At 49.9% G+C, this 25,871-nt stretch carries 24 protein-coding genes; 12 read left to right on the top strand and 12 right to left on the bottom strand.

What is annotated here, in order from left to right; all coding sequences use genetic code 11:
* Nucleotides 1-93: 93 nt before the first annotated feature.
* From pdaA to EJP77_RS06965, 4 genes are all read left to right on the top strand, one after another.
* A complete protein-coding gene (gene pdaA, locus EJP77_RS06980; RefSeq protein WP_246021818.1) occupies nucleotides 94-897 on the top strand; it encodes a delta-lactam-biosynthetic de-N-acetylase in 804 nt (267 codons plus the stop codon).
* A 420-nt stretch (nucleotides 898-1,317) separates the two neighbouring features.
* A complete protein-coding gene (locus EJP77_RS06975; protein WP_127198499.1) occupies nucleotides 1,318-1,794 on the top strand; it encodes a MarR family winged helix-turn-helix transcriptional regulator in 477 nt (158 codons plus the stop codon).
* Between the two features lie 36 nt (nucleotides 1,795-1,830).
* A complete protein-coding gene (locus EJP77_RS06970) occupies nucleotides 1,831-3,675 on the top strand; it encodes an ABC transporter ATP-binding protein (protein ID WP_127198498.1) in 1,845 nt (614 codons plus the stop codon).
* Nucleotides 3,672-5,558: an ABC transporter ATP-binding protein gene (locus tag EJP77_RS06965; protein ID WP_127198497.1), complete on the top strand. Its 1,887-nt coding sequence runs from the start codon at nucleotides 3,672-3,674 to the stop codon at nucleotides 5,556-5,558. The genes EJP77_RS06970 and EJP77_RS06965 overlap by 4 nt, the downstream gene beginning before the upstream one ends.
* A gap of 211 nt (nucleotides 5,559-5,769) precedes the next feature.
* Here EJP77_RS06965 and EJP77_RS06960 read toward each other — a convergent pair whose 3' ends face one another.
* Together EJP77_RS06960 and EJP77_RS06955 are read right to left on the bottom strand one after the other, a co-directional pair.
* Entirely contained in the window at nucleotides 5,770-7,302 is a 1,533-nt protein-coding gene (locus EJP77_RS06960; RefSeq protein ID WP_246021771.1) for a DHA2 family efflux MFS transporter permease subunit, read from the bottom strand.
* Nucleotides 7,295-7,936, bottom strand: coding sequence for a TetR/AcrR family transcriptional regulator (locus tag EJP77_RS06955; RefSeq protein WP_127198496.1), 642 nt, complete (start codon nucleotides 7,934-7,936; stop codon nucleotides 7,295-7,297). Before EJP77_RS06955 ends, EJP77_RS06960 begins: the two co-directional genes overlap by 8 nt.
* Nucleotides 7,937-8,221: 285 nt before the next feature.
* On the opposite strand from EJP77_RS06955, the gene EJP77_RS06950 reads away from it, so the two are divergent.
* Nucleotides 8,222-10,453: an MMPL family transporter gene (locus EJP77_RS06950; RefSeq protein ID WP_127198495.1), complete on the top strand. Its 2,232-nt coding sequence runs from the start codon at nucleotides 8,222-8,224 to the stop codon at nucleotides 10,451-10,453.
* 324 nt (nucleotides 10,454-10,777) lie between these two features.
* On the opposite strand, the gene EJP77_RS06945 is transcribed toward EJP77_RS06950, so the two are convergent.
* From EJP77_RS06945 to EJP77_RS06925, 5 genes are all read right to left on the bottom strand, one after another.
* Nucleotides 10,778-11,134, bottom strand: coding sequence for an EamA family transporter (locus EJP77_RS06945; RefSeq protein WP_127198494.1), 357 nt, complete (start codon nucleotides 11,132-11,134; stop codon nucleotides 10,778-10,780).
* Nucleotides 11,118-11,465, bottom strand: a complete 348-nt coding sequence (locus tag EJP77_RS06940; RefSeq protein WP_127198493.1) for a DUF2304 domain-containing protein — start codon at nucleotides 11,463-11,465, stop codon at nucleotides 11,118-11,120. Before EJP77_RS06940 ends, EJP77_RS06945 begins: the two co-directional genes overlap by 17 nt.
* Nucleotides 11,462-12,172, bottom strand: a complete 711-nt coding sequence (locus tag EJP77_RS06935; RefSeq protein ID WP_127198492.1) for a glycosyltransferase family 2 protein — start codon at nucleotides 12,170-12,172, stop codon at nucleotides 11,462-11,464. The genes EJP77_RS06940 and EJP77_RS06935 overlap by 4 nt, the downstream gene beginning before the upstream one ends.
* Nucleotides 12,169-13,461, bottom strand: a complete 1,293-nt coding sequence (locus tag EJP77_RS06930; protein ID WP_127198491.1) for an ArnT family glycosyltransferase — start codon at nucleotides 13,459-13,461, stop codon at nucleotides 12,169-12,171. The genes EJP77_RS06935 and EJP77_RS06930 overlap by 4 nt, the downstream gene beginning before the upstream one ends.
* Before the next feature lie 163 nt (nucleotides 13,462-13,624).
* Nucleotides 13,625-14,293, bottom strand: a complete 669-nt coding sequence (locus EJP77_RS06925) for a DNA-3-methyladenine glycosylase family protein (RefSeq protein WP_127198490.1) — start codon at nucleotides 14,291-14,293, stop codon at nucleotides 13,625-13,627.
* Nucleotides 14,294-14,612: 319 nt separating this feature from the next.
* On the opposite strand from EJP77_RS06925, the gene EJP77_RS06920 reads away from it, so the two are divergent.
* The gene (locus tag EJP77_RS06920) at nucleotides 14,613-15,065 is read left to right on the top strand and encodes a hypothetical protein (RefSeq protein ID WP_127198489.1); all 453 of its coding nucleotides are present in this window, start codon (nucleotides 14,613-14,615) and stop codon (nucleotides 15,063-15,065) included.
* A gap of 212 nt (nucleotides 15,066-15,277) precedes the next feature.
* Here the strand turns inward: EJP77_RS06920 and EJP77_RS06915 are convergent, their stop codons facing one another.
* The 3 genes from EJP77_RS06915 to EJP77_RS06905 are packed head-to-tail and all read right to left on the bottom strand — an operon-like array spanning nucleotide 15,278 to nucleotide 17,039.
* The gene (locus EJP77_RS06915) at nucleotides 15,278-16,120 is read right to left on the bottom strand and encodes a DUF4097 family beta strand repeat-containing protein (RefSeq protein ID WP_127198488.1); all 843 of its coding nucleotides are present in this window, start codon (nucleotides 16,118-16,120) and stop codon (nucleotides 15,278-15,280) included.
* Nucleotides 16,121-16,122: 2 nt separating this feature from the next.
* The gene (locus EJP77_RS06910; RefSeq protein WP_127198487.1) at nucleotides 16,123-16,716 is read right to left on the bottom strand and encodes an HAAS signaling domain-containing protein; all 594 of its coding nucleotides are present in this window, start codon (nucleotides 16,714-16,716) and stop codon (nucleotides 16,123-16,125) included.
* Nucleotides 16,713-17,039 (bottom strand): PadR family transcriptional regulator, encoded by a 327-nt coding sequence (locus tag EJP77_RS06905; RefSeq protein WP_127198486.1) that lies wholly within the window; start codon nucleotides 17,037-17,039, stop codon nucleotides 16,713-16,715. The genes EJP77_RS06910 and EJP77_RS06905 overlap by 4 nt, the downstream gene beginning before the upstream one ends.
* 194 nt (nucleotides 17,040-17,233) lie before the next feature.
* Here EJP77_RS06905 and EJP77_RS06900 point away from each other — a divergent pair, with 194 nt between their 5' ends.
* Nucleotides 17,234-17,746: a hypothetical protein gene (locus EJP77_RS06900; RefSeq protein WP_127198485.1), complete on the top strand. Its 513-nt coding sequence runs from the start codon at nucleotides 17,234-17,236 to the stop codon at nucleotides 17,744-17,746.
* Nucleotides 17,747-17,849: 103 nt separating this feature from the next.
* On the opposite strand, the gene EJP77_RS06895 is transcribed toward EJP77_RS06900, so the two are convergent.
* Nucleotides 17,850-19,406, bottom strand: a complete 1,557-nt coding sequence (locus EJP77_RS06895) for an FAD-dependent oxidoreductase (RefSeq protein ID WP_127198484.1) — start codon at nucleotides 19,404-19,406, stop codon at nucleotides 17,850-17,852.
* A gap of 222 nt (nucleotides 19,407-19,628) precedes the next feature.
* On the opposite strand from EJP77_RS06895, the gene EJP77_RS06890 reads away from it, so the two are divergent.
* Genes EJP77_RS06890 through EJP77_RS06880 form a run of 3 tightly spaced genes read left to right on the top strand, consistent with a single transcriptional unit; the run spans nucleotide 19,629 to nucleotide 24,200 of the window.
* Nucleotides 19,629-21,494: a spore germination protein gene (locus tag EJP77_RS06890; RefSeq protein WP_127198483.1), complete on the top strand. Its 1,866-nt coding sequence runs from the start codon at nucleotides 19,629-19,631 to the stop codon at nucleotides 21,492-21,494.
* Nucleotides 21,491-22,708, top strand: coding sequence for a Ger(x)C family spore germination protein (locus EJP77_RS06885; RefSeq protein ID WP_127198482.1), 1,218 nt, complete (start codon nucleotides 21,491-21,493; stop codon nucleotides 22,706-22,708). The genes EJP77_RS06890 and EJP77_RS06885 overlap by 4 nt, the downstream gene beginning before the upstream one ends.
* A gap of 4 nt (nucleotides 22,709-22,712) precedes the next feature.
* Complete coding sequence (locus EJP77_RS06880; RefSeq protein ID WP_185897215.1) at nucleotides 22,713-24,200, top strand: GerAB/ArcD/ProY family transporter; 1,488 nt, start codon at nucleotides 22,713-22,715, stop codon at nucleotides 24,198-24,200.
* Here EJP77_RS06880 and EJP77_RS06875 read toward each other — a convergent pair.
* Nucleotides 24,197-24,424 carry a YczF family membrane protein gene (locus EJP77_RS06875; RefSeq protein ID WP_127198481.1) on the bottom strand — a complete coding sequence of 76 codons (228 nt, stop codon included), beginning with the start codon at nucleotides 24,422-24,424 and terminating at the stop codon, nucleotides 24,197-24,199. The two genes, EJP77_RS06880 and EJP77_RS06875, sit on opposite strands and share 4 nt — an antisense overlap.
* Before the next feature lie 185 nt (nucleotides 24,425-24,609).
* Between EJP77_RS06875 and EJP77_RS06870 the strand changes: the two genes are divergently transcribed.
* Together EJP77_RS06870 and EJP77_RS06865 are read left to right on the top strand one after the other, a co-directional pair.
* Entirely contained in the window at nucleotides 24,610-24,999 is a 390-nt protein-coding gene (locus tag EJP77_RS06870) for a Fur family transcriptional regulator (RefSeq protein ID WP_127198480.1), read from the top strand.
* Complete coding sequence (locus EJP77_RS06865) at nucleotides 24,981-25,733, top strand: winged helix-turn-helix transcriptional regulator (protein WP_127198479.1); 753 nt, start codon at nucleotides 24,981-24,983, stop codon at nucleotides 25,731-25,733. The genes EJP77_RS06870 and EJP77_RS06865 overlap by 19 nt, the downstream gene beginning before the upstream one ends.
* The last annotated feature ends 138 nt before the right edge of the window (nucleotides 25,734-25,871 follow it).

The following is a 25,871-nucleotide window of genomic DNA, read 5'->3' as shown; positions in this document are numbered from 1 at the left end:
AGATTATATTGCTATGCAAACAGACAACTCACGACTATACACAAAGGGAGCACACCAATGAAACATAGAGTATGGATGGCGGCAGCCGTATGCATGTGCTTGGGAATAAGCATAGTTACATCAGGTAATACGGCCGGGGCCGATGGAGCGTTTCACTTCGGGTTCAAGAAGAGCGTAAATGGAAGTCTTCCCTCCATCAACGAGGAAGGATTCAAGGACATCATCGATAAGAATGGGGCCATCTTTACGGGAGACACCACCAAGAGGGACATTTATCTGACCTTTGATAATGGTTATGAGAACAAAGGCTACACCTCCAAGATTCTGGATACCTTGAAGGACAAAAAGGTGCCTGCGGCGTTCTTCATTACCGGCCACTATGTGAAGGATCAGCCTGAACTGGTCAAACGGATGGCTGCGGAAGGACATATTATCGGCAATCATTCCTGGAGCCATCCGGATATGACAACGGTATCCAATGAGCGAATCAAGGAAGAACTGGATAAGGTAAAGCAGGCTGTAACGGAAGTGACCGGCGTGAAGGAGATGACCTTCCTGCGTCCGCCGAGAGGGATATTTAATGACCGAACTCTGAGCGTTACGCGCCAGTATGGATACACGAATGTATTCTGGTCTGTGGCTTACAAGGATTGGGACGTGAATGATCAGAAGGGCGCAGACTACGCCTTCCGGAAGGTGACCAGCCAGCTGCATCCGGGCGCGGTGCTGCTGATTCACGCGATCTCCAAGGACAATACGGATGGCCTTGGAGCAATTATTGATGAAGCCAGAAGACAGGGCTACACGTTCAAGAGCCTGAAAGAGCTGCCTGGTCAGCAGAAGGCACCGCAAGGACCTAAGCCGTCAGCGGAGCCTGATCAGAAGGCGAAGCCGTGAGAGTGAGCGTCAGATGGGCCTCTGTGGGCGCAGCAGGGAATTGAAGCAGGATTGTAGAACAAAGAACTTAAACAGATCGCACCTAAGCGGATCGATCGTAGAGATGGGACTGTGCCGTCAGATAATCCTGATCCGTTAGCGCAGCAAGGAACTTAAACACAGATCGAGTAACCTGGGCAGTTGCTGAGAGGTTAATTTACAGCAAATCTTGAGCCAGATCAGGCAGTGTAACCGGCAAAAGTCTGAAATTTGAAATTAATTAGACTTACCAAGGCTCCCGATTCGGGGGCCTTTTCGTTATCTATATAGACAGCAATAACATAATTGACTTGGTTCAAACACAGGAATATAATTAGGTTTGCAATATAATAGGTTACCTAATTATTAAACAGTGCAAACAAATCCAAAGAGGGTGAATAAGTGGACATCAACGAGAATCCGAAGGTACAAAGGCTGTTCGAGGCTTTTAACCGTGCCCGCAGGGCGGATTGGCGCAGACCCTCAGTAGGGCAGTGTAAGCCAAGTGAGATGAAGCTGCTCTTTTATATCAAAAGAGGTATGAAGAGCCATAAGGAGGGATTGACGGTATCGGAGCTCAGCAGTGCTCTGGATGTAACTTCGCCAACGGTTACCCAGCTGATCAACAGTGTGGAGGCCGGCGGACTTGTAGAACGCAGAATGGATCCCCATGATCGAAGAGTTGTCCGGGTCAAACTGACCCCGAAGGGCGACGAGTTAACACACAAAGCGATGGAGTCTTTCTTTGGAAGATTCTATGAATTATATGAGCATTTGGGTGAGGAACAGAGCGAACAGTTGGCCGAGCTTCTGGAGAAGGTTACCCGGTTCCTGAGTGATCATTCGGGGCAGGAAGAAGAAAAGAAGCGTGATCAATAAAGATACACAGGGTTAAGCTGTGGGAGGGGAGCCTATATGATCAAAATCTTTCGTTTTTTGAAGCCATACCGTATTCCACTGATATTTGTAATTGTACTGGTGTTTCTTCAGTCTTTGTCTGAGCTGTATTTGCCGACACTAATGGCGGATATTGTGAATCACGGCGTTGTCAAAGGAGACATCAGGTATATCTGGCGAATCGGGTTATTCATGCTGCTTGTCGCCTTCGGAGGTATTATAACTTCCATCGCAGCCAGCTACTTCTCCTCACGGGTGGCTACTGGCTTCGGCAAGACCCTGCGGAGCAAAGTGTTCTCTCATGTAGAGCGATTCTCGCTGGAGGAGTTCGACAAGCTCGGCACCGCCTCACTCATTACACGGACGACGAATGATATTACACAAATTCAGCAGGTCCTCCTGATGATGATGCGCATGATGGTGAGTGCGCCGCTGCTTGCCATCGGGGGCATCATCATGGCGATGTCGAAGGATAAGACGCTTTCGCTCGTATTTGTGGTGATTATTCCGGTATTGGTGGGTGCGATACTCCTGATTGCAGGTAGAGGGATTCCGTTATTCAAGATTATTCAGAAAAGGATTGACCGCCTGAACTTAGTTCTTCGTGAAGGTCTGACCGGGATTCGAGTTATCCGCTCGTTCAACCGGACCGAGCATGAAGCGAAGCGGTTCGAGAAGGCCAATTTTGATCTTACCGAAACTTCGATCAAGGTGAATAAGGTTATGGCAGCGATGATGCCTACGATGATGCTCGTGCTGAACGTCTCTTCCATTGCGATTATATGGTACGGGGGCATTCGTATTGATAACGGCAGCATGGCTGTGGGCGATCTGATCGCATTTCTGCAGTATGCTATGCAGATTATGTTCTCCTTCATCATGGTGTCCATCATGTTCGTCATGGTCCCAAGAGCGTCGGCCTCAGCTGTCCGGATCAATGAGGTCCTGGATACGCTGCCTAAGATCAAGGATCTGGAACCTGGTCAGGCAGCCGGCAACACGGGGCTAGATTCCGCAGAGGATGCGCTCTCTAAGGAGTATGGGGAATCTGAGAGAGTTGATGAACAAGATGAATATGAGCAATATGAGAAATCCGAAGAGTATGTTGTACCCAGCTTAAAAGGATACGTTGAGTTCGATAATGTCAGCTTCAGCTATCCCGGTGCTGAGCAACCTGCGGTGGAGGGTATCACATTCAAGGCCATGCCGGGCGAAGTTACCGCTATTATTGGAGGTACCGGGTCGGGGAAAACCACGCTGATCAGCCTAATCCCGCGCTTCTATGATGTGGGCAACGGTCGTGTACTGGTTGACGGTCAGGATGTTCGTGACCTTCCCCAAGAGGAGCTTCGGGCGAAGATCGGCTTCGTGCCTCAGAAAGCCGTGCTGTTCACCGGCTCCATTGCGGATAATATCCGCTATGGGAATGAAGCAGCCACGGACGAAGAGGTGGAGCAGGCAGCGCGTATTGCGCAAGCTGAGGAGTTTATCTCAGAGATGGAGAAAGGCTATGAGGCTGCCATCTCCCAAGGCGGGAACAATGTATCCGGCGGTCAGAAGCAGCGTTTGTCTATTGCAAGGGCGCTGGTCAGAAGACCGGAGATTTATATTTTTGACGACAGCTTCTCCGCTCTGGACTTCAAGACAGATGCGAAGCTGAGAGCGGCCTTGAAGGCGGAGACGGGGGAATCCACCGTCATTATTGTGGCTCAGCGGGTAAGCACGGTTAAGGATGCCGACCGGATTATTGTGATGGATGAGAGCCGGATTGCAGGCATGGGTACTCACCGTGAACTGCTTGAGAGCAGCGGAGTTTATCGTGAGATCGTATATTCCCAGCTGTCAGAGGAGGAGATCGCATGAGTACGCCGGGCAGACAAGGGCCTCCAGGCGGGGGATTCGGCAGAGGTCATGGACCTGGGGGACCGGGAATGGTTCTGCCAGGGGAGAAGGCCAAGGACTTCAAAGGAACCCTGCGCAGATTACTGAAATACTTGAAGCCGCACCAGGCTCAGATTATTGCTGTGATATTCATGGCTGTGCTGAGTACAATATTTAGCATTATAAGCCCGAAGATTATGGGGAAGGCCACTACCGAGCTGTTTGAGGGAATTAAAGGCCGGTTTATGCATGTTGCCGGAGCGCACATCGACTTCGGGTATATCTGGAATATCATTTTACTGCTGCTAGTTCTCTATATCATTAGCTCCACATTCACTTATATTATGCAGTTATTAATGGCGGGAGTATCCCAGAAGACGGTCTATGATCTTCGGCGGGATGTGAATGACAAGCTGGGCAGACTGCCGCTGAAATACTTCGACTCCCGTACGAACGGTGAAATTCTCAGCCGTGCCGTGAATGATGTGGATAACATCAGCACCACGCTTCAGCAGAGCTTAACGCAGCTGATTACCTCGGTGCTTACGATCATTGGTGTAATTGTGATGATGCTGACGATCAGCCCTCTGCTGACATTGATCGCTCTGATTACGCTGCCTGTCAGCTTTCTGGCAATCAAGAAGATTAGCGGGAAATCACAGAAGCACTTTATAGGCCAGCAGCACAATTTAGGGGAACTGAACGGACATGTAGAGGAGATGTATACCGGTCACCGGATTATCAAGGCGTTCGGACGCGAGGAGAAATCAATCGAGAAGTTCGACCAGATCAATGAGCGGTTGTATGAATCCGGCTGGAAGGCGCAGTTCATCTCAGGTCTGATCATGCCGATCATGAGCTTCATCGGCAATATCGGCTATGTCCTAATCAGTGTCATTGGCGGGATCATGGTTACTCGCAAAGCGCTGGACATCGGGGATATTCAAGCCTTTATCCAGTACGTACGCCAGTTCACGATGCCAATAACGCAGACGGCTAACATTGCCAACATTATTCAATCTACAGTTGCTTCGGCAGAACGGGTATTTGAGCTGCTCGACGAGGAAGAAGAAGTACCAGAGGCCGCACTGCCTATGGAGCGTGCTGAAGTTCGGGGAGACGTAGCCTTCGAACATGTAAGCTTCGGATACAATGATCAGCAAATGTTGATTGAGGATATGAACATAGATGTTAAGCAAGGACAGACGATCGCGATTGTCGGACCGACTGGGGCGGGTAAGACGACCCTCATTAACCTGCTTATGCGTTTCTACGAAGTGAATGAAGGCCGAATTACTGTAGATGGCGTGAATATTACAGACTTCAAGCGGGGTGATCTACGGAACTTGTTCGGAATGGTTCTGCAAGATACCTGGCTCTTTAACGGCACAATTCGGGACAATATTGCATACGGACGTATTGGAGCTACGGAAGAGGAAGTCGTTGCGGCAGCCAAGACGGCACATGCGGATCATTTCATCCGCACGCTGCCTGATGGATACGATACGATTCTTAATGAAGAAGCATCGAATATATCCCAGGGACAGAAGCAGCTGCTGACCATCGCCCGGGCCATCCTCGCCGATCCGTCGATTCTGATTCTGGATGAAGCAACGAGCAGCGTGGACACCCGGACCGAGGTGCTGATCCAGAAAGCGATGAACGAGCTGATGAAGAACAGAACCAGCTTTGTTATCGCCCACCGTCTATCCACCATCCGGGATGCGAGTCTGATTCTGGTGATGAATCATGGGAAAGTCATCGAGAAGGGCACACATGAAGACCTCCTGCAGAAGGGCGGCTTCTATGCTGATCTGTATAACAGCCAGTTCAACAACAGAAGCGCTCAAGAAGTTGCGGGGTAACGACTTGATCGTGGTAACAGTTAATATATAACTAAGAGTCAGCTCAGTTAAAAGGGGCCGGCGCATAAATAGCCTTTGTCTCTGAATAAGACAGCCAATCTTCATCTTTCAGCTCATTCCTGAAACTAAACAAACAGCAAGTTTCCAAAGTATTGGAGACTTGCTGTTTGGCGTTTATAACCTATGTCGGCTTTTACTCGACTAGAGGCGATTAGGATGTGGAAGGGCTGGCAGTCGCATCGGGTTCCACAGTGCGAGGTGCTGCTTTGCCCTTAATCATAAGCGAAATGAAGATAGCCAGTACCGCGAACGAGAACGCTACAATATAGCCATGATTGATCGCTGTTCCCAGTGAGTCCTGGAGCGTATGGATCCAAGGTGCAGGGAGAGAACCTTTGGCATTCATAATCAGCTGCGGATTTGCGAGTGCATCTATTTTGTCAGAAGGGATGTGCGCCGAAGCCGCTTTTCCTTCAAGAATGGACTTAAATTGGTTGTTGACTACAGTAGCTGTAATGGAAGTTCCAACGACCGCGCCGATGTTGCGCCAGAAGCCGCCCAGAGACGAAGATAGGCCGATGTATTCTGGACTTACATTTTGGGCGATGCCCATTTGGGAAATGCTCATGAGCGGCCCTATGGAGCAGATGCCCATCACGATCATAATCGAGATCATGTACCAGGAGCTTGCTGTATGACTTGCTGTCATAAGGAAATATATCGCTCCGGCGCCTAGTAGAGACGATCCTCCAAGCAAAGCACGGTAAGAAAGCTTGAACATGAGTCCGCCGGCCACAATGGCACCTACCAGGAGGGAAAGCATGAGCGGTGTCAAAAGAGAGTTGGAGTTCTCTTGCCCCAAGACAGCAACAGAGAAGATAGGTATATAAGTGATCGCCGAGAACATAACCACGCCCTGAATAAAGGACAGGATACTGATTCCGCGGACCACAGAGTTTTTATAGATGGCCAGCGGCAGGATCGGTTCTTTGGCTTTCTTTTCCGTAATAATAAACAGGATGATACCTACAAGGCTTACAGCGAACAGTCCGAGAACTTGCCATGAGTTCCATGCATAGTCTTTGCCGCCCCAATTAAGAGCCAGCATCAGGGATATGGTGGAGACCACAAGCAGAAAGGTGCCGAGATAATCGATCGACGGTTTTCTGGCTGCTTTAGATTCCTTGACAGCGAACAGCAGGAGCAAGAACGAGATCAAGCCGAGTGGAACGTTGATATAGAAACACCAGCGCCAGCTAAGGTGTGTCGTAATGTAGGTGCCCAGCTGCGGTCCGAACACGGAGGAAATCCCGAATATTCCGGCGAATACCCCGGTAAGCTTAGCCGCTTGTTTTTGATCTGGAAATGAGGCGTAGATAATGGAGAAGCTGATCGGGAACAATGCGCCTGAACCAATTCCCTGAACCGCACGGAATGCAATCAGTTCACCCATCGTATGTGCTTGACCGCACAAGGCAGAGCCAATTAGGAAAAAGGCGATGCCGATCAGGTAAAATAGCTTCCTGCCTAGGATATCAGACAGCTTACCGAAGATCAGCATCGTGCTGGTCGAGGCCAGCATGTAAGCTGTAAATACCCAGCTCATCGATTCAAATCCGCTCAAATCCTGAATAACACTGCTGATACATGCCGAGACGATCGTGTTGTCCAGCGATGCCATCAAGAGTCCTAAGGCCATGGCAAATACCACAATGGAGCCTTTTGCTTTTAAAGGTTTACTCACTTCGATTCCTCCTACCAAATATTCCGTGAAATAATTGCTGCTTCATTTCTTCAATGACTTGTTCTTGATCTTTCCCGTCTGTAATGGACGGCCTGCTTGCGATGAGGTGAGAAATCGTCAGGACCCCACTGGTGAACAAGAGTGCTTGCAGCATCGGGTTCCCCTCCGGAATTTCTCCTCTGTCCATAGCGGATCTGAACCGTTCTATCATTGGCCTATTAAAACGATTGTGGAAAGCCTGCTGCATTTCCTGAGCATTGTCGGGGAATACATGGCTTAAATCCTCCGGGAGCATTTTATAGACCAATGGATATACTGGCCTCTCGAAGGCTGAGGAGAGGAAGAAATGAATGAAGGCTTCAAGCGATTGCTCCAGATTCCTTTCCTCAGAAGTGTGTGCCTGCGAGAACTGAAAGGCCTCATCCATAAGAGAGTTGAACACATACTGAAACAGCTCAATCTTGCTCTTAAAGTAGTAATACAGCAGCCCTTTCGCGAGGCCAGCCTCCTTCGCAATATCATCCATCTGGGTTCCCAAAAATCCTTTGGATGCATATACACGAATGGTTGCATGTCTAATTCCTTTGATTCGTTCTTCACGTATTTTCTGGTTGTCTTCCTTTGATCGCGGCATGGTGTCTCATTCCTTTTTTTGACTTAACTTTAAGTCAACATTAAACGGTGTGCTTAGATTTGTCAATATATCCCTTTAAATTTGTTGCCGATAAGGAGAAAAGGCTGTATTTCCGTGTAGTTACTCGAGGCATAGAAAAAATTTGTTTTTTCTGGGGTTGCGGAAACCCGACGTGGGTATATATAATATGACTTGGAAATGACCGGTGGGTCATTTGTGGTTTGGAATTGGGATCTAGTACTGTTGGAATGTAGAACTGGTTGAATTATATTGGGAGGGAATAGAGTGGATCAGCAAAAGAAAAGTTTCGGTGCCTGGGTGTCAGGTCGGCGCGGCAAATGGATCGTTCTGGCAGCATGGGTGATCCTGGCCGCGCTTCTTAGCATAATATGGCCGGGAGTGAACAAAGAGGAGATTAACAATTCTCCGAATTTATCGGACAGCAAACCGTCTGTTCAGGCGGAAGCGGTAGCTAGCCGTGAATTTCCTACAGGGGAAGGTATGCCGGCCATCATCGTATGGCACAGGGAAGGCGGCCTGAAAGATGAAGATCTGGCCCATATCCAGAAGCTTACAGAGCAGGCCGAGAAGTCGCCGCTCCCGGAGCAGACTTTCATTGTACCGCTCCATAAAGCACCGCTGCCTGCTCTAAAGGCGCAGTTGTCCAAAGACGGCAGCACGCTGGCTGCACCGATTATATTCAGTAAGTCGGCAGAGACAGATGAGCTCAAGAAGAGCCTGGATCAGTTCAAAAGTCAGGCCGCCGGGGAGTTCGGCAGCGATCCTTTTGCGGTAACAGACACTGCTGGCGGAGAGATGACGGCCAGGGTGACAGGACCCGTCGGAATCTCGGTTGATGCGACCGGCCTGTTCAAGAATGCAGACTTCTCGCTGCTCTTGTCTACTGTGGTGCTAGTACTTGTCATTCTGCTTCTGATCTATCGTTCACCTATTCTGGCGCTGATTCCGCTTATTGCGGTGGGATTTGCTTATGGCGTAGTCAGCCCCGTTCTTGGCATTATGGCCCATAAAGGATGGATCGTAGCCGACTCGCAGTCGATATCGATTATGACCGTGCTGCTGTTCGGGGCCGGAACCGATTACTGCCTGTTCCTGATCTCTCGGTTCCGCCAGCTGCTTCATGAAGAAGGCAGCAAGAGCAAGGCCCTGCTCGGAGCCATTACAAGCTCATCCGGTGCGATTGCCATGAGCGGGTTCACAGTAGTACTGTCTCTGTTCGCGCTGCTGTTGGCTGAATATGGCTCTTACCACCGTTTTGCAATTCCGTTCAGCATTTCCATTCTCATTATGGGCATAGCCAGTCTTACGCTGGTGCCGGCTCTCCTAGCCATCTTCGGACGGGTATCCTTCTGGCCGTTCATTCCGCGTACACCGGAAATGGAACAGGAACGTGCACGGGCCAAAGGCAGACCCGTTCGAGAGCGTAAGCCGGGCAAAATGCGGATTGGCAGCTTGGTCGTGCGCAGACCATGGGCCGTTATGATCATCACGGTTCTCGTACTCGGCGTTCTCGCATCATTCTCGTCACAGATTAAATTTACTTATGACATCTTATCCTCTTTTCCAAAGGACATGGCTTCCAGAGAAGGGTTCGATATCATAGGTAAGCAGTTCTCGAAGGGGGAGCTCGCTCCGGTTAAATTAATGGTGGATACGAAAGGCAAAGAGACGGATCTGGGTGAGAAGCTAAAAGCCCTGGATTATGTGGATAAGGTAGGCGAGCCGCAAAAGGGCAAGGAGAATCCGCAGATTCTTACCTATGACGTGCAGTTCAATCTGAATCCTTACTCCATGGAAGCAATGGATCGTATTCCGGACCTGCGTCTTGCGGCAGAGCAATCCCTTGAGGCAGCAGGCGTTCCGGCACCCGAACAATCCGTCTGGATCAGCGGGGCTACGGCCACGCAGTATGACACCAAGGTTACCGGGGATCGCGATACGCGCATCATTATTCCTGTTGTCATTGGTCTAATCACCCTGCTGCTGCTTCTCTATCTACGCTCTGTGGTAGCTACTGTATACCTGGTGCTTACGGTCATTCTGTCGTATTTCTCGGCTCTGGGCCTCGGGTGGATTATTCTTCACTATGGGATGGGTGCAGACGCCATTCAGGGTGCGATTCCGCTCTATTCCTTCGTCTTCCTGGTGGCATTGGGTGAAGACTACAATATCTTCATGATCTCAAGCATTTGGGAGAAAAGAAAGCATATGCCGCTCAAAGAGGCCATACGCCAAGGTGTCAGCGAGACGGGCTCCGTGATTACCTCAGCCGGCATCATACTTGCCGGCACGTTCGCGGTACTCGCGAGCCTGCCGATCCAGGTGCTCGTGCATTTCGGCATCATCACGGCCGTCGGCGTGCTGCTGGATACCTTCATCGTACGGCCGTTCCTGGTTCCGGCCATTACCGTGCTGCTCGGCCGCTGGGCCTTCTGGCCGGGCAAGCACGTGCCAGCTGAGGACCGTGCCGGCTCGCATGCTGAACGAGGTATGTAAGTAGCTAATTAGCGAAAATAGCGTCCAACAGCATTAAACAAGGCGCTCCCGGATAAGGGAGCGCCTTGTTTGTGTGTTCTTTAATATATAAGTTGAATTTATGAATTACTCATAGGCAAGAGTGTGAAATGATTCTGGAGAAGCGAAGCGTTCGCCTACAAGCTTTCTGAAAGAAAGCTGCATCGGAAGCATATTCTTTGTGACCGGACTTCTACCTAATAAATTTAATAAAAGAAATCTGGGAACAACAGCGATTGGAAGAACATTTCACATGGCTGCCTCTAATGTAATTCAATTGTTCAGTCTATATAGCATAAAAACCTATTATTTCGCCAGCAGATACACGCCCACCAGAATAACGGCCACACCCGCAATCTTGGTCACAGTGATCACTTCACCGAAGATAAAGTAAGCAGCAACCATGGCGAAGACATAAGCCAGACTCTGCATCGGGTAGGCCACCGTAAGCGGCAGCCGGTTCAGCACTGCGAACCAGAGTAATGTGGCAATGCCGTACAGGGCAAGCCCGCCGAGGATGGTCGGCGAGAAGATCAGCTTGGCCCATTGTCCCATACCGGACAGGCCGCCATTCTTCTGCAGGCCGATCTTGAATAGAATTTGCCCGGTAACCAGCAGTAGAATGTTGCCGAGCAGGTAGGCGTAACTAATCATCTTGTCCATGTCGGGACTCCTTTTCTTTGCGGATCGTCAGCTCTTGAGTCAGTCTCAGCACCTGATTGGAGAGCTTCGTCACAACCAGCGTCAAGTGAAGAATGAAGGCGAAGCAGAAGAGCAGACCGAACAGGAACAGCATGGCAGGCGCATATTTGACACCAAGCCAGGAAGCAATGGTCTCAATGAACCGCACGTTAAGCGAGATGATGAACAAGAGTACACCGAACAGAATCCAGAGCAGGGAATACTGCTCCTTCAGCTTCTGGTGACGAACCAGCTCAAGGACAATAGCAAGGAACAAGAAAGATAGAATTACAGACAGGAAATAGATAGTCACCCGATCTCACCGGCTTTCGGTTTATCATAACGGACCGCACTCATCAGCACAGAGAGCGTAACCTTAATCATATAATAGACGGATTTGATCGGGGTAATCGATGACTTCCCGGTCTCTCTGGAACGCATTTCGGTGGAGACCTCTGTAATCTTGCAGCCTCTGCGCTTCAAATATACGATCGATTCAACTTCAGGATAATCCATTGGATAATAATTGGAATACAGATTGATCACTTTGCGTCCCGCTGCGCGGAAGCCGCTGGTCGTGTCCGTGAATTTCTGACGGGTTACCAGGGTCACTAGCTTCGAGAAGAAGATGATGCCGACCCGGCGAGCACTCGACGACCGGTAGGATGTGGCTTCCACGAACCTGGAACCGATCACGAGATCGTGATCAGAGGCTTTGGCGATCAGCTTGGGCAGCTCCTCGGCAGGGTGCTGACCGTCCGCATCCATCTGGATAGCTACATCATAGCCGTTATTGCGGGCGTACATGTAGCCGGTCTGCATGCCACCTCCGATTCCCACATTAAAAGGCATAGTCAGCACATGTGCTCCCGCTTCCAATGCCAGCGCTTCGGTACGGTCTGTGGACCCGTCGTTCACAACGACAATGTCCGCTTCTGGCGCATGTTTGTTAATATCACGGATAACCCGCACAATACTTCCTTCTTCGTTATATGCCGGAATAATGATGAGTATCTTCATCGGATGCCTGTTCCTCCCTGATTTGCTTTAAGCAATGGTTCTTTGTGTCTCATAACAATCAATTGGTCAATCAGATAAGCCGCGAACAAGAACAATATGATTTCATTAGGATAACCATAACGGTTAAAAGCTACGAATGGCTGATAGATCAGTGTAAAATAAGCCAGCGTAAGCAGCAGCGGCAGCATCCGCTTCATAGGATGCTTGATCAGTGCCCAGACGAGTCCAATCATACTTACCGCCATCATAATCATTTGAAGCACGTTCATCACCGGACGGGTGATCGGCCAGAAAGGCCGGGAGTAGAACGGATGAATATACAGCTCGACCCATCTGCCTAAGGTATACCAATAAATATAATTCAACGGGTCATGGACGAAGCCGTATTTGATAATATCGAGCCCTTTGGTGACAGCGCTGCTGTCCGCGCCCTGGAAGACCGTCTTCGGATCATACTCAGGATGCTCTACGAAGAATCCGGCGGGAGGCAGTGCCCCATGAATGCGGGTTCCGAGCAGGAAGGGGCTTCCCCCCGAGTTGGTGAACAGAATGAATTTGTCGAACGTGATCATATTCCTTATCCACCAAGGCAAAAGGCATAGTATGTAGACTGCAGCCATGGCCGTTACATATTTTACAATGTCCTTCCAAGGGGTCCGCTGCTTCCACCATAGAATGAAGAAGATGGCTGGATACAAGGTCGCATGAGGCTTGAAGTAAGCAGCCACCGCAACGAGCAGACCGATAAGGATATACCAGACCGTCTTTCGCTTATCCATGGCGACAAAAGCCAGACAGATCAGCAGCAGCTGAATCGTACGGAATGTGGTTTCGGACAGGATGCTGCCTGAAGAGAAGTAATCCGGCGGATACAACACGCAGATCGCTGCAGTGATCAAGGCAATTCGGGTATTGAATACGCGGCGGCCAATAATGAAGATCAAATAGACGGAGAATGCCTGCATAACACATTGAAGAATACGGAAGGCATTAATACCAACATCATCTTGTCCAAAAATAGCCATGACGCCTGCCAGCAGAATCGGCATTCCCGGCATAATGAAAGCAGATGGCTGCTCGCCCGAATTATAGGCAAGTATACCCTGATTGAGCAGCAGCTTGGCGCTGTGGATGTACTTTACGTCATCATTGTTGCGTTTAACCAGATCACCGAGCAAAAAGTAATTGTTATAGCTCAGAACAATGATACAGGAGAGAACGAGCACCAGAGCGATGCACACCGCAAGGAACCGTTTTGCAGGACGGCTGACTTCGGATAATGAGAACAATTTAATTTCAACCCCACTCTATATTATATGGAAAATTACAGGATTTACCGTAAGTAGTCCATTGTCCATGTTATCTCAAATTTCGTGAAAGTTCCATGCTTATCTTTCAAACGTTTTATATTTGTAAAAAGTTACTACAGGCCTGACTGGGTTCCCAGGTCGGCTATTCAAGCCTGGACTGTTCGGCAGTCTGGATCCATTCCTCAAGCGTGGAGGCCGAGTCCACCGCTCCGCAGTTGATCGCCTCCCACAGATACAGGCCGGCAATGGCTCCGTAAGGCGCCCATTGATGGGACACCTGCTCCAGATACTTCTTATCCTTCCGCTCCTCCAGGCCATAGAGCCATTTGGCTGCGCGCTGTAGACCCGCATCCCCGCCGGATACGACATCATACCGACCCATGGCAAAGATCAGGAACATTTCAGCCGTCCATTTGCCAATTCCCTTCACAGCCGTCAGCGCATTCATGATTTCCTCATTGGTCATGGAAGGGAAGAGGGCGAAATCCAGCTCTCCGGACAGAACCCGGCTGCATAGATCGCGCAGGTAGATGACTTTGGAGGCGGACAGACCCGCTGCCCGCAGCGCCTGATCGTCCTGCTGCTGAATGGCTTCGGGTGTGAATTCCCCCGTCAGCTCAAGCACACGGCCGCGGATGGTTGCCGCTGCCTTAACGGAGATCTGCTGGCTAATGATCGATCTGACCAGCGATACAAAGGGATCATCTTCTACGCGGATATTGAGGGCTCCAATTCTTCGGATCAGTACCCCAAGGCGGGGGTCTGAAGTGCTTAAAGCATCGGCTCTAGGGTCAGTTACATCGAATTTCATGTCGTCCTCCTCATCAATTCAGGGTAACGGTGAATCTTGGCGCTGCCGGGCTTACACAACCTAAAGAGAGGGCTGCAGCTATTTCTGCAACCCTCTTCGTGTCAACTCGCTATTCATAAGTACCTTTAGTTTAGCGGTATTCATAAAGGTTTTCAAGCACTACAACCAAGATTTACGGGTTACACGCAAACAGGGTGTTTAATAGATGTTTTTTTGGGGTAATAGATAGTTTATAGTTCTAAATCCCTTTGATTTACATTATAATAGTCTTAATAGGTCTATTTGTAATGTTAAATTACGAAGAAATAAGGGGAGTATATTGAACAGAACTATAGCGAAGCAAATTTTTGGTGAGCTGGTGGCGAGAACGGGCAGTCTAGTCACCGTCAGCATTCGGGGTCGGTTCCCTGGCGGCCGGAATGTGGGCGGTAAATATAGCATGAACGATCACTGCATTACGATGTACCTGGATGAGATTAAGAAGCAGTGTCTGAATATTTTTGGATCGCTGGAACGATATGAAGAAGTACTGGGCATTGTGTTCGCCCATGAGCTGGGACATTCCGCAGATATTCATCTGGCTGCACTTTCCGATCGTTATGATATGTGCGAGGATGAGCTTGAGCGGAAGAAGATTGCGCTGCTAATCGAGGAGAACGCCTGGCATTATGCAGAAGAGATCCTCACCGAAGCGGACCAAAGTGTGCTGCAGACGATGATTTATGTCTCGCTTCAATCGTACCGAGAAGCTATTGCGCAAGATATCGCATAATTAGAGCAAGAAGAAGGAGGGCGCCACTGGGGCGTCCTCCTTCTTCTTGCTGGCGATCAGCGGCCCGCCTGCCGGGCACACCGGCCCGCCCGCAATGTCGCTACACGGTCGCCCGGTACAACCGTCACTGCATGGTCGCCCGCGCTATCGCTGGCGCCGCTCAATTCTTATGTATGTTCTCAGGTGTAAGATCTCAAGCATAGCGTCTAACCCTAATCGTGGATGGAAATGGTGCCCGAATCAACGCGAGCTTTGATTATATCGGTGGTTGTTCGAGGTGAATCAGGAACATCTACCATGCCCGATTCTGCTTGCGCGTCGTAGAACCCTTTGAAATCCGGGTTGGCCTCTACATCAATCGTACCGGATTCAGCTACGAGATCAAGCCGTGTGGACTTCTGATCTTGAATCCGGATACTGCCTGATTCTGTCTTCAAGCTGCCGTTCCCTTCCCAATGATCAAGCTCAAGATTACCCGATTCAGCACTGAGTTCGACGTCGGCTTGAACTGTCTCCGCTGTAATAATGCCCGATTCTACTGATGCCTGCAACTTCTTTGCTTTGATTGAACTCAGCTTGATCACGCCTGAGCTTCCTGAAATATGAATCTGTTCAGCTTGAATTCCCTTGAAATTCAAATCGGATGAGTCCATAGTAACCTGGACCTTGGCCAGTTCGGATGGGTCAGATAGGGCCACGACCATATGCTGCTTGGTAGACTGGAAATTCACGTTTAAGAACCGGAATTCGTTATCGCTAGACAGGTCAAGATCAAGTTTTCCTCCACTCACGCCTACATGGCCAAGCTTATTGATTACATTCTGATTCATGTTCCCCGAAAGTTCCACGTAATTGCTGCCATCTTGGCTCTGGATGAATTCCGCTTCAATAGAAGCAGAACTGCTATTGATCATGAGCTCTTTGAGCTCCCCGGCGCTGAAGGTCCACTTCTTATGATAAGCCGGAAGATCATCGCCGAACGCGAACTTGTTAGCAGCCATACCTCCGGCTCCAACGATCATAAGCAGGATAGCTAGTGCAATAAATTTTTTCATGATTATGCATCTCCTTTAGCAAGGTGGTAGTTCCAGCTGAGGTATTTCCGCGTAGTTAAGAGTGCCCCCTTAAGTAGACCTTTGGAACCTACGCCAAGCAGGATTCCGAAGCCGACCATAAAAATGCTCGCGAACCATTTGGCCGGTGACACGCTGTGGAATACCATATCCAGAGCTAGAAGTGCAGGACTTACGATCCCCGCCAAAGCTGCCGCCATAATGGAGATGACGACTGCCCAGAAAGCAATCATCAGCGGACCGAGTACGATATTCGCGAAGAACATTCCAATCAGAATGAATACCTGGGCAGTCATACCTCTGCCCCGCCGCTGAGCGGGAGCTGCCGAATGGGGCTGTCCCTTGCTGGAGTCATGGTACCAGTACACAGGCTCTTGTGTGATGAACCGTTCTCCAAGCGCTTCCTTGGCCAGCTCATGCGGGTCGCCAAGCTCGCTTACGATCTCTTCCTCCGACTTGCCATTTTGCCTCCCGAAGGCGAAGTGGGCTTCATAATCCTCAAGCAGTTCCAGTCTTTCTTCTGGAGGCAGCTGGGATAGCTGCGCACTTAGCTGGGTAAGAAATTCATGTTTTTTCATAATAGTGGCCCTCTCTCGATTAATCTCGATACGCTGTATACGAATTGCTTCCACTCGGTGACTAGTGTCTTCATGTGGGTTTCACCGGTTGATGTAAGCTTGTAATATTTCCGCGGAGGTCCACCGGTAGATTCCTGCAGATACGTAGTGCAGTAACCTTCGTTGACCAATCTGCGAAGCAGCGGATATAGAGCGCCCTCGGCGACTTCAATATGCTCGGAGACGGATTGGGCTAGCTCATATCCGTAGCGGTCACGTTCATGTATGAGCACGAGCACGCACAGCTCCAGAGCACCTTTCTTGAATTGGATGCTAATATCCAAGGGACATCCCCTCTTTTTCATGTGTGGTGTAATCCTTAGTACTGAACATTGATTAGTATCTGAGCTAAATAGTATCATGCACTACTGAACAATGCAACATACTGATTATAAATTAATAATTACGTAAGATTTAGCGGCTTGCAACTTTGGCGGCATTAGGGACGTTATACAGGTATGATTAAGGAGGGGGAATAGTGAGAAGGATAGGGCTGGGAATTGTGCTGATACTTGCTCTTATTTCTGAGGGATGCTCTTTCGGACATGGTGTTCATAAGCCGCATCTTTATCGTGGGGATGAGAAGGCGGCGGAGTCATTTATCAAATCGATGGGTTATCAGGTTACAGGTTATAGGGGCCAGTTGAGTACATACAGCTTGCAGAAGCCCTTGCTCCGTGAGACTTGGTGCGCACAGACCTGGTCTGTTCAGAAGCAGCCGCCGGAGAGGTATTTTGGCAGTGAAATAACTACCTACGGATTCATTGTCGATCATCATCCTCTATCGGAGAAATATGATCTTCCTACTGACATGAACATTATGATGACAGGTGGCAAAGTTGTCGGAGGATCTTCCTTCCCTCATTCCGATCAGATGAATGGCGCAGTCTATTCCCTGGAGGGCAAGACTCTTGAGGAACTGACAGGACTATCTTATGCAAACTGGAAGAATCAATGGGATCATAAATATGGAGACGGGGCTGCCAAATGAGAAGATGAGTCAATTGCAGCATAACCAGACCAAAATAAAATGACGTACAACACGGGTTCGTGTGTACGTCATTTTTGTTAGTCTTTTCTACCTCGCACTCCGTCTAATGCTGCTGTGAATCATAAGGCTTCAGCGGCTCCGTAGCCGGGCCTTCAATAACCTTACCCTTATGGTCGTACCGGGATCCGTGACATGGGCAGTCCCATGTCCGCTCACCCTCATTCCAGTTCACTTCGCAGCCCATATGGGTGCAGGTGGCATCCACGATGAACAGCTTGCCATCCTTATCCTTGTAAGCGGCAGCCTTTTTCCCGAGGTGCTGGACCAGACTTCCCTCATCCGGCTGCAGATCGTCCGCCTTGCGGTGGATAATATCTACCTTGCCGGCGATAAGCTCCTTGGCCACATTCGCGTTCTGCACCACAAAGTTCTTGATGCTGGGATCCGCCTTGAACCTAGAAGGACTGAACAGTTCTGCATACCGGTTATCCCGGTTCAGAATCAAGTCACGGATAAGGAGTGCGGACAGGGTACCGTTCGTCATTCCCCATTTGCCGAATCCAGTAGCTACGTAGATATTCGGGTGCTTGTCGTTAAGCCGTCCGATGTAAGGTACCTCATCCAGAGTGATCAGATCCTGTGCAGACCAGCGGTAAGGAATCCGCTTGGCTCCAAGCAGTTCTCCTCCGAACAGTTCCAAATTCTCATAATATTTGATCGTACACAGTCCTTGCCCTGTCTTGTGGTTCTCTCCACCGACCAGAATGACGTCGCGTCCATCCAGCTTGGCTGAACGCAGGGATCTGCTTGGAGATCCGGCATTTATATACATGCCGCCCGCATACGAAGTCTCCGGCTCGATCGCCACCACGTAGGATCTTTCTGCATGGAGACGGGAGAAGAACAGTCCGCCGCCATCATAGAAAGGGAAATGGGTAGCAGCAACCACTTGATTACATTTAAGTGTATACCCGTCCGAGGTTTTCAGATGGAGAACTCCGTCCTCCTTCTGCTCCAGCTCGCCGCTCAGCGTGGTCTGCTCATAGATCGTACCGCCGTGGTTCAAGATGTAATCCAGCATGGTGCGCAAATAATGAAGCGGGTGGAACTGGGCCTGATCCGGCATCTTGATAGCCCCTTGAACTACAAGGGGGATAGGTATCGACTCTGTCCATTCTCCAGGCAGCCCCAGCTTCTCATAAGCGGACCATTCCTTCTGAAGCTGCTTGAGGGATTCGTCCGAATCGGCGTACAGATAGGCATCCTGTTTCTCAAGATCACAATCAATACCATGTTCGCCAACGGTTCGCCAGATGAACTCCATAGCTTCATGATTGGCATCGTGATAAAGTCTGGCCTGCTCTTCACCAAAATGATGAAGCAATTTGTCATAGATCAAACCATGCTGTGTTGTAATCTTGGCAGTTGTATAACCGGTTGTGCCTTCGAGCACCCGGTTCATCTCGACCAGGGTTACCCGGACTCCTTCTTTGGCAAGAAGGTAAGCTGTGGTAATCCCTGAAATCCCCGCCCCGATTACCGCCACGTCGGTATATATTGTCTCTCTTAACTTATCGAAAGTGGGAAGGTCTGTTGTACTTCTCCAGAGTGACTCCGGGAATCGGGGGAGATCACTGTGCGGTGGAACGGAACTGTTCATGAATAGTTTAAGCCTCCTCATCAATATGGAAATAACTTGTTATCAATTATTACCATTTCTCACACATTAGAAACGGATGTCCCCCAAAGCGGGAGGCAGTTGGCAGTTCCAATTCCGATCCGTCTGCATAGGGGGACGGCCTGTGGTCCTTCTTCCTACTCGTATATTAAGGAGGCTTGAAGTAAATAATGGAATTAAAGAGTATGAAAGGAACAGGACTCCATGAATCGCAGCAGGACATCCAGACGGGGCGGACGAAGCATCCGCAGCTATACAGCGGAGCAGGCACAGCCAAAAAGTAACGATAGTTCCTCCGAGGTGAGCTTCCCTGCCTCAGGTGAACTGGATCAGGTACTGAAGCGGATAAGGCAGGATTTCGGGGACAGCTCTGATGTCCTGATCCGCAGACTGGTGGTGGGCAAGGAGACTGCCAAGCAAGCTGCATTGGTCTACATGAATGGGCTCGTTGACCACAATATGGTGAGTGAATTTGTTACCGAGTCTTTGCTGGATACTGTCGATGAGGAGCCTGATCGCAATGATGCGGAAGGGTGGATCCAGTTTCTATTACACAGGACCATCACTTCCGGAGAAGTCCAGGTCATTACGGAGTGGAAAGACATGCTCTTGTCGATTCTGTCGGGTAACTCAGTCATTGTACTGGATGGGTGTGAGAAAGTGATCTCCGTGGGTACTCAGGGAGGAGAGGCCCGCTCGGTTTCTGAGCCGACCTCTCAATTGGTCGTTCGCGGTCCCAAGGACAGCTTCGTGGAATCTGTAGTCACGAATGTATCGCTGGTCAGACGGAGAATTAAATCCCCGGATGTCCGGCTCGAGAACATGAAGATCGGGAACTTCACCAATACCCGTGTGTCGATGATGTACATTCAGAACATCGCCGAGAAGCGGCTGGTGGATGAAGTGCGCCGCAGGCTGCAGAGCATCGATACAGAATCTATCCTGGAGTCGGCCTATATTGAGGAATTTATTCAGGATCATACGTTCACTCCATTTCCGACGATCTTTAATTCAGAGCGGCCGGATGTAGCGGCCGGAAATCTGCTGGAAGGCAGAATAGTGTTATTTGTAGACGGTACACCATTTGTATTAATTATGCCTGCGGCTTTACCCCAGTTCTTCCATTCAGCTGAGGATTATTCCCAGCGTTTTGACATTAGTATCCTAATGAGATTTGTTCGCTATTTGAGTTTTATTGTGCTCATTCTCGGGCCGGCAGTCTATATTGCACTCACTACCTTTCACTATGAAATGATTCCGACACAAATGCTGATCAGCCTGATGGCCCAGCGCGAAGGGGTACCTTTTCCGGCGTTTGTAGAGGCGGTATTGATGGAGACGGCCTTTGAAATTCTTCGCGAAGCCGGCGTCCGTATGCCCAGGGCGATCGGCCAGACTGTATCCATTGTAGGTGCCCTGATTCTTGGACAGGCGGTGGTGGAGGCCGGAATTATCACACCCGTTATGGTTATCGTAGTTGCGCTCACAGGGATTGCGAGCTTTGCTATACCTGCCTACAATCTGTCCATCGCCGGGCGGCTGATCCGCTTTTTCTTCATGATTCTTGCGGGGATGTTCGGTTTCTACGGAATTACGCTGGGGCTTATTGTCCTGGTTGCTCATTTGAACAGCCTGCGTTCCTTTGGCATGCCGTATCTGACTCCGTTTAGTCCATTCGTGCTGTCGAGCCAGAAGGATACGGTTCTCATCTTTCCTTTCTGGGCGCTGCGGAAGAGCGGGTCACCTCAGAGCCCGGGTTCTCCGCAGGGCGGACAGCAGCCTGGACAAAGCTCAGATCAGAACTCAGGCCAAAGACAAAGTTCACGCCAAAGTCCGGAACAAAGCTCAGTTCAGGGTTCTCAAAATTCCGGACAAAGCTCTGTTCAATATGAGAATCAGCCGCTTACCCCAACTGAGGAGCGAAAGGCAGAGAATAAACTTCAGGTCGAGCCCCTGGGTAGTCAAATTGGCGGGAAGCCAGGCAGGTGGGGCAAGGCTTTTCATAAGCTGCCAGAGGATGAGGACTCGAATTCTTCCAAATCCAGTGAGGAAGGAAATCAGACATCATGATCAGAAGATGGGTTGGGCTTCTTATGCTGGGAGCCGTAGTGCTGTTACTCTCCGGTTGCTGGGACAGCATTGAGCTAAATAGGCGGGCAGTAGTCTCGGGGATGGCCATTGATATCCAGCAGGGAGACAAGCCGAAGTATAAGGTATCCCTTCAGGTCATTATTGCTGATGAAATCTCCGGAAAGTACAGCCGGGGCGGCGCTCCGGTGGCCGTTTACGATGGGGAGGGGAGAACTGTATTTGAAGCGGTCCGGGAAGCCTCACGTAAAGTTCCGAGATATCTCTCCCTTGGGCATATCAACGCACTTATTTTCTCTGAAGAGCTTGCGAGAGATGGAATTCAGGATGTGCTGGATTATATGGAGCGTGACGCCCAGATCAGGACAACCTCCCAGGTCTATCTGGCCAAGGGACAAATGGCCTCAGATATCGTGAAAGTCATGACGCAGATTGGGAAAATTCCGTCCAGTGACCTGGCCCAGAAATCGCAGGCATCGTCCAGGCTGCTGGGCGACAATTACCGGGTTGAAATTGACGATGTCATTCGTGCCCTGCAAATCCCGGGCGGGGGTCCAATCATTAATGGTGTCAAAGTTGAAGGTGATCTCCAGACTGCACCTACCAAATCGAACATTGAGCAGATCAATACACCTGGCATACTTCAGCTGGAGGGGGTAGGCATCTTCGCTGGAGATAAATTGGTGACCTGGATGAACCCTCACCAAAGCCGGGGACTCATCTGGATCAGTGACAAAATACAACAAACGGCCATGGTAACCGGATGCGCGGATGCCAAAGGGTTTGTAGCGTATGAAGTTATCCGTTCGCGGACCCAAGTGAAAGCTGAACTCAAAGATCCGGAGCATCCGGTAATTAAGATCTCCGTTAGGCCGCAAGCCTCCATCAAAGAACTGAATTGTGATCTGGATGTTAGAAAGAATGCTGTATTGGACCAGCTCAAACAGGAGCTAGACAAGGTGATCAAGCAAGAGATGCAATCTGCTGTAGAAGAGGCCAAGCGGATCAAAAGCGATGTGTTCGGCTTTGGCTCCGTGGTTGAACGGGCAAATCCAAAAGCCTGGAACTCCCTTAAATCCCGCTGGTCAGATGTTTTTGCTCACCTAGATGTAGAGTACAATGTCCAAACCGTGATTCGTTACTCGGGTATGAGAGACCGTTCTTACCGCAGCCAAAACACCAAGGAGGAGGAGTAGCCGAATGGAAAAGAACCGCATAACCTCCTTCCAGCTCTTCGCGCTGATGCTCCTGTTTCAGATGGGAACCTCGCTCGTGGTCAATTTGGGCATGAGGGCCGGAAGAGATGCCTGGATCTCCATCCTGCTTGGGATGGGCTATGGTCTGCTTCTCTTCGGGGTATTTGCTTTTCTATACAGATTGTTTCCGGGAATGCTCCCGACCGTATATACCCAAATATTATTTGGAAAGTATCTGGGCTGGGTCGTTGGGGTAGTATTTATCGTGTTCTTTGTCTACCAGACAGGCCGCGATCTGCGAGACGGGGGGGCCTTAATGCTATCAACAGCACTTAAGCAGACTCCGTTGATTGTTGTAAATGGATTAATGATTATGTCAGTGGCTTATGTGATCCATAAGGGGATTGAGGTGCTTGCCCGAACGGCGATTATATTTGCCGTTGTTGTCATTCTCATTGGGAGCTTCAGCTCTATACTGCTTATCTTGTCCGGGGTTATTGAAATGGAACGGATTTTTCCGATTCTGGGAAGAGGGATTGGTCCCGTACTTGAGACGTTTTATAGGCAAAGTTATGCATTTCCGTTCAGTGAGATTATTTGCTTTTCTATGCTCCTGCCCTACTTGGGGAATGCAAAGACGGGGGTGAAGGCTGGTTATATAGCCATTCTGGTGTCCGGGATTATTCTAAGCTACACCTCAATGATTAATGTGGCGGTGCTGGGAGTAGATATGGTTCAGCGTTCCCCGCTGCCCTTAATGACGACAATCAGCAAGGCTTCGATATCTGATTTCATTCAGCGTAACGATATTCTTATCGTCATGACCTTGATCATAGATGACTTTTTTAAGGTTGGAATATACTTCTATGTTGCTCTGATCGGAACGGCCGATTTATTCAAAATAGCTTATCGCAAGCTGATCTATCCGATGGCTCTATTAGTTCTGCTCATTTCTTTAGTAGTGGCGAAAAGTCTGCCTGAGCATCTGGAGGAGGGTGCTGAAATCCTGTACCGGATCGACCCGTTCTTCTTTGTAGTCATTCCTCTAATCCTATACATTGCAGGATGGATATACAAATGGCGTACAGCTTCCAAGAAGAAAGCAGCCTCCAGTGGAGGCCAACTCCAAAGCTCCGCAGAGCCGCATGGAGCGGAGGGAGCTGAAGCGAAGCAGCCGGAGGATACGCAGGGGTCTGATGCGAACCAGGCGCAGGGTACGCAGGGGTCTGATGCGAACCAGGCGCAGGGTACGCAGGGGTCTGATGCGGGACAGCCGCAGGGAGCGCAGGGGTCTGATGCGAAGCAGGCGCAGGGTACGAAGGGGTCTGATGCGGGACAGCAGGAGGATACACAGGGAGCTGAAGCGGAACAGCCGGAGGATACGCAGGATGCGCAGCTTGCGGGTTCTAAGCGGGGCTCCGGTAAGGATCAGGCAGTCCCTGACCCGGGATCGGAGGCCGAGCCCACCCGGGGCAAGACTTCGGAAGATTAGCGGGAACGTTTTTTTCGCATGTTCATAATTACTTTGATGAGATCAGGAACAAGCCAGCCTGCAAGAAGCAAGACAGCTATTAGTTTCTCTGCCCCTGTAATCAGTTGATATTTCACATTACTCAGCGTGTCCTGCCAATGCTGCCCCACAATCATATCCATCAATAGCATCATGCCAAGCGAGAGCACCCACATGACAGCAACCACAGCATACTTTCTCAACATGAGGACCAGACCTCCCGGATAATTTGCCCTGCCTGTGACTTCGGATTTGGGCCGCTAATACAGCTATATATCTGTATTATGTGAGAATAAGCTGGCGGTCATTCAGCCATGATGGATGGATCCATTGACATCCTCGCTATTTATATTTATACTTATTCTAAATACAATCAAGGGAATGAGTAAGTATGAAATCATTAAACCTGACAACACAGCGCCGTGCTGTATATGAGGTCGTCCGGAATTCAAATGACCATCCTACGGCAGCCGAGGTTATGAATCGCCTGGTAGAGCTGGGTCATAATTTTGCCTACGGTACCGTATATAATTCACTTAGATATTTGACTGACAAGGAAATGATCCGGGAGCTTAAGCTGGGGGAGGCTGCCAGCCGTTATGATGCCAAGCTGGACGATCATCAGCATATTCTTTGCGAAGTGTGCGGGCGTGTAGATGAAGTGATGACCCAAATTCCGGAGGCGTGGAGTGCTGACGTAGCTAGGGAGACCGGGTATGACGTCCATCACGCACATGTCGTATTTGGGGGGGTGTGCGGACAATGCCGACAGAAGAAGTGAAAGAAGCTGAACAAGCCTTACAGCCGGATTTCTGTCCGGTTACCCAGCGGGTCATCGTTGTCAGCCCGCTTCCAAGAGGCCTCCACGAACTGGTGCGCGATCTGTCTGAGGGCTGCTTCGACGTGATGGTATTCCATCATCTGGAGCAGGGGATCCGAAATGCCCAGTCTGCGGATCTGCTTATTCTGGACCTCACAGCCTACCGTGAACAGGAGGATGAGGCTGCCCTGAAGACCTTAATGACACAGCACACGGAGGATATTCCTACCCTTCTGCTGATCAAGGAGTCCATGCTTCCCCGCATGGATGACCGGCTTCGCCAGCAGGAGCTGCTGGTATGGCCAGCAAGAACCCAAGAGGTTCTATATCATGCGCAGCGGATTATCCGGAACAGCAGCAAGAAAGCTCCTGCTTCTCTGCTCCTGAGCGGTACATCGCCGGCAATCTACAAGGATCTGTGGATCGACCGCAAGAAGATGTCCGTCTACCGCAGCGGTGCACGAATTGAGCTCACCAAGACGGAATACGATCTGCTGGTGAAGCTTCTGCTCAGCGACGGGGCGGTCCTGTCCCGTGAGGATTTGTTAAGTGATATATGGGATACCTCATTCCTTGGCGGAAGCAACGTGGTAGACGTCCATATCAAGAGCCTGCGCCGCAAGCTGGGCGACCGGGCTTCCAACCCGACCTATATCGCCACAGTACGTGGAGTAGGGTACCGAATGGCTGACTAATGTTGCTAGAGAACCTGTCCTAATAGACGGGTTCTTATTTTGTTTGTCAAAAATATCAAGCAAGCTGCCGATAAACTATGAGGATAGAAGTTCAAGTAGTTCATAGAAATGAACTATTGAAACGAAGAGTAGGAGGGA

It is taken from the genome of Paenibacillus zeisoli, from assembly GCF_003994465.1.
In the GTDB taxonomy this organism is placed as follows: Bacteria; Bacillota; Bacilli; order Paenibacillales; family Paenibacillaceae; genus Fontibacillus; species Fontibacillus zeisoli.
Note: the sequence above shows the minus strand (reverse complement) of the source record. Positions and strands in the feature narration are given on the sequence as shown.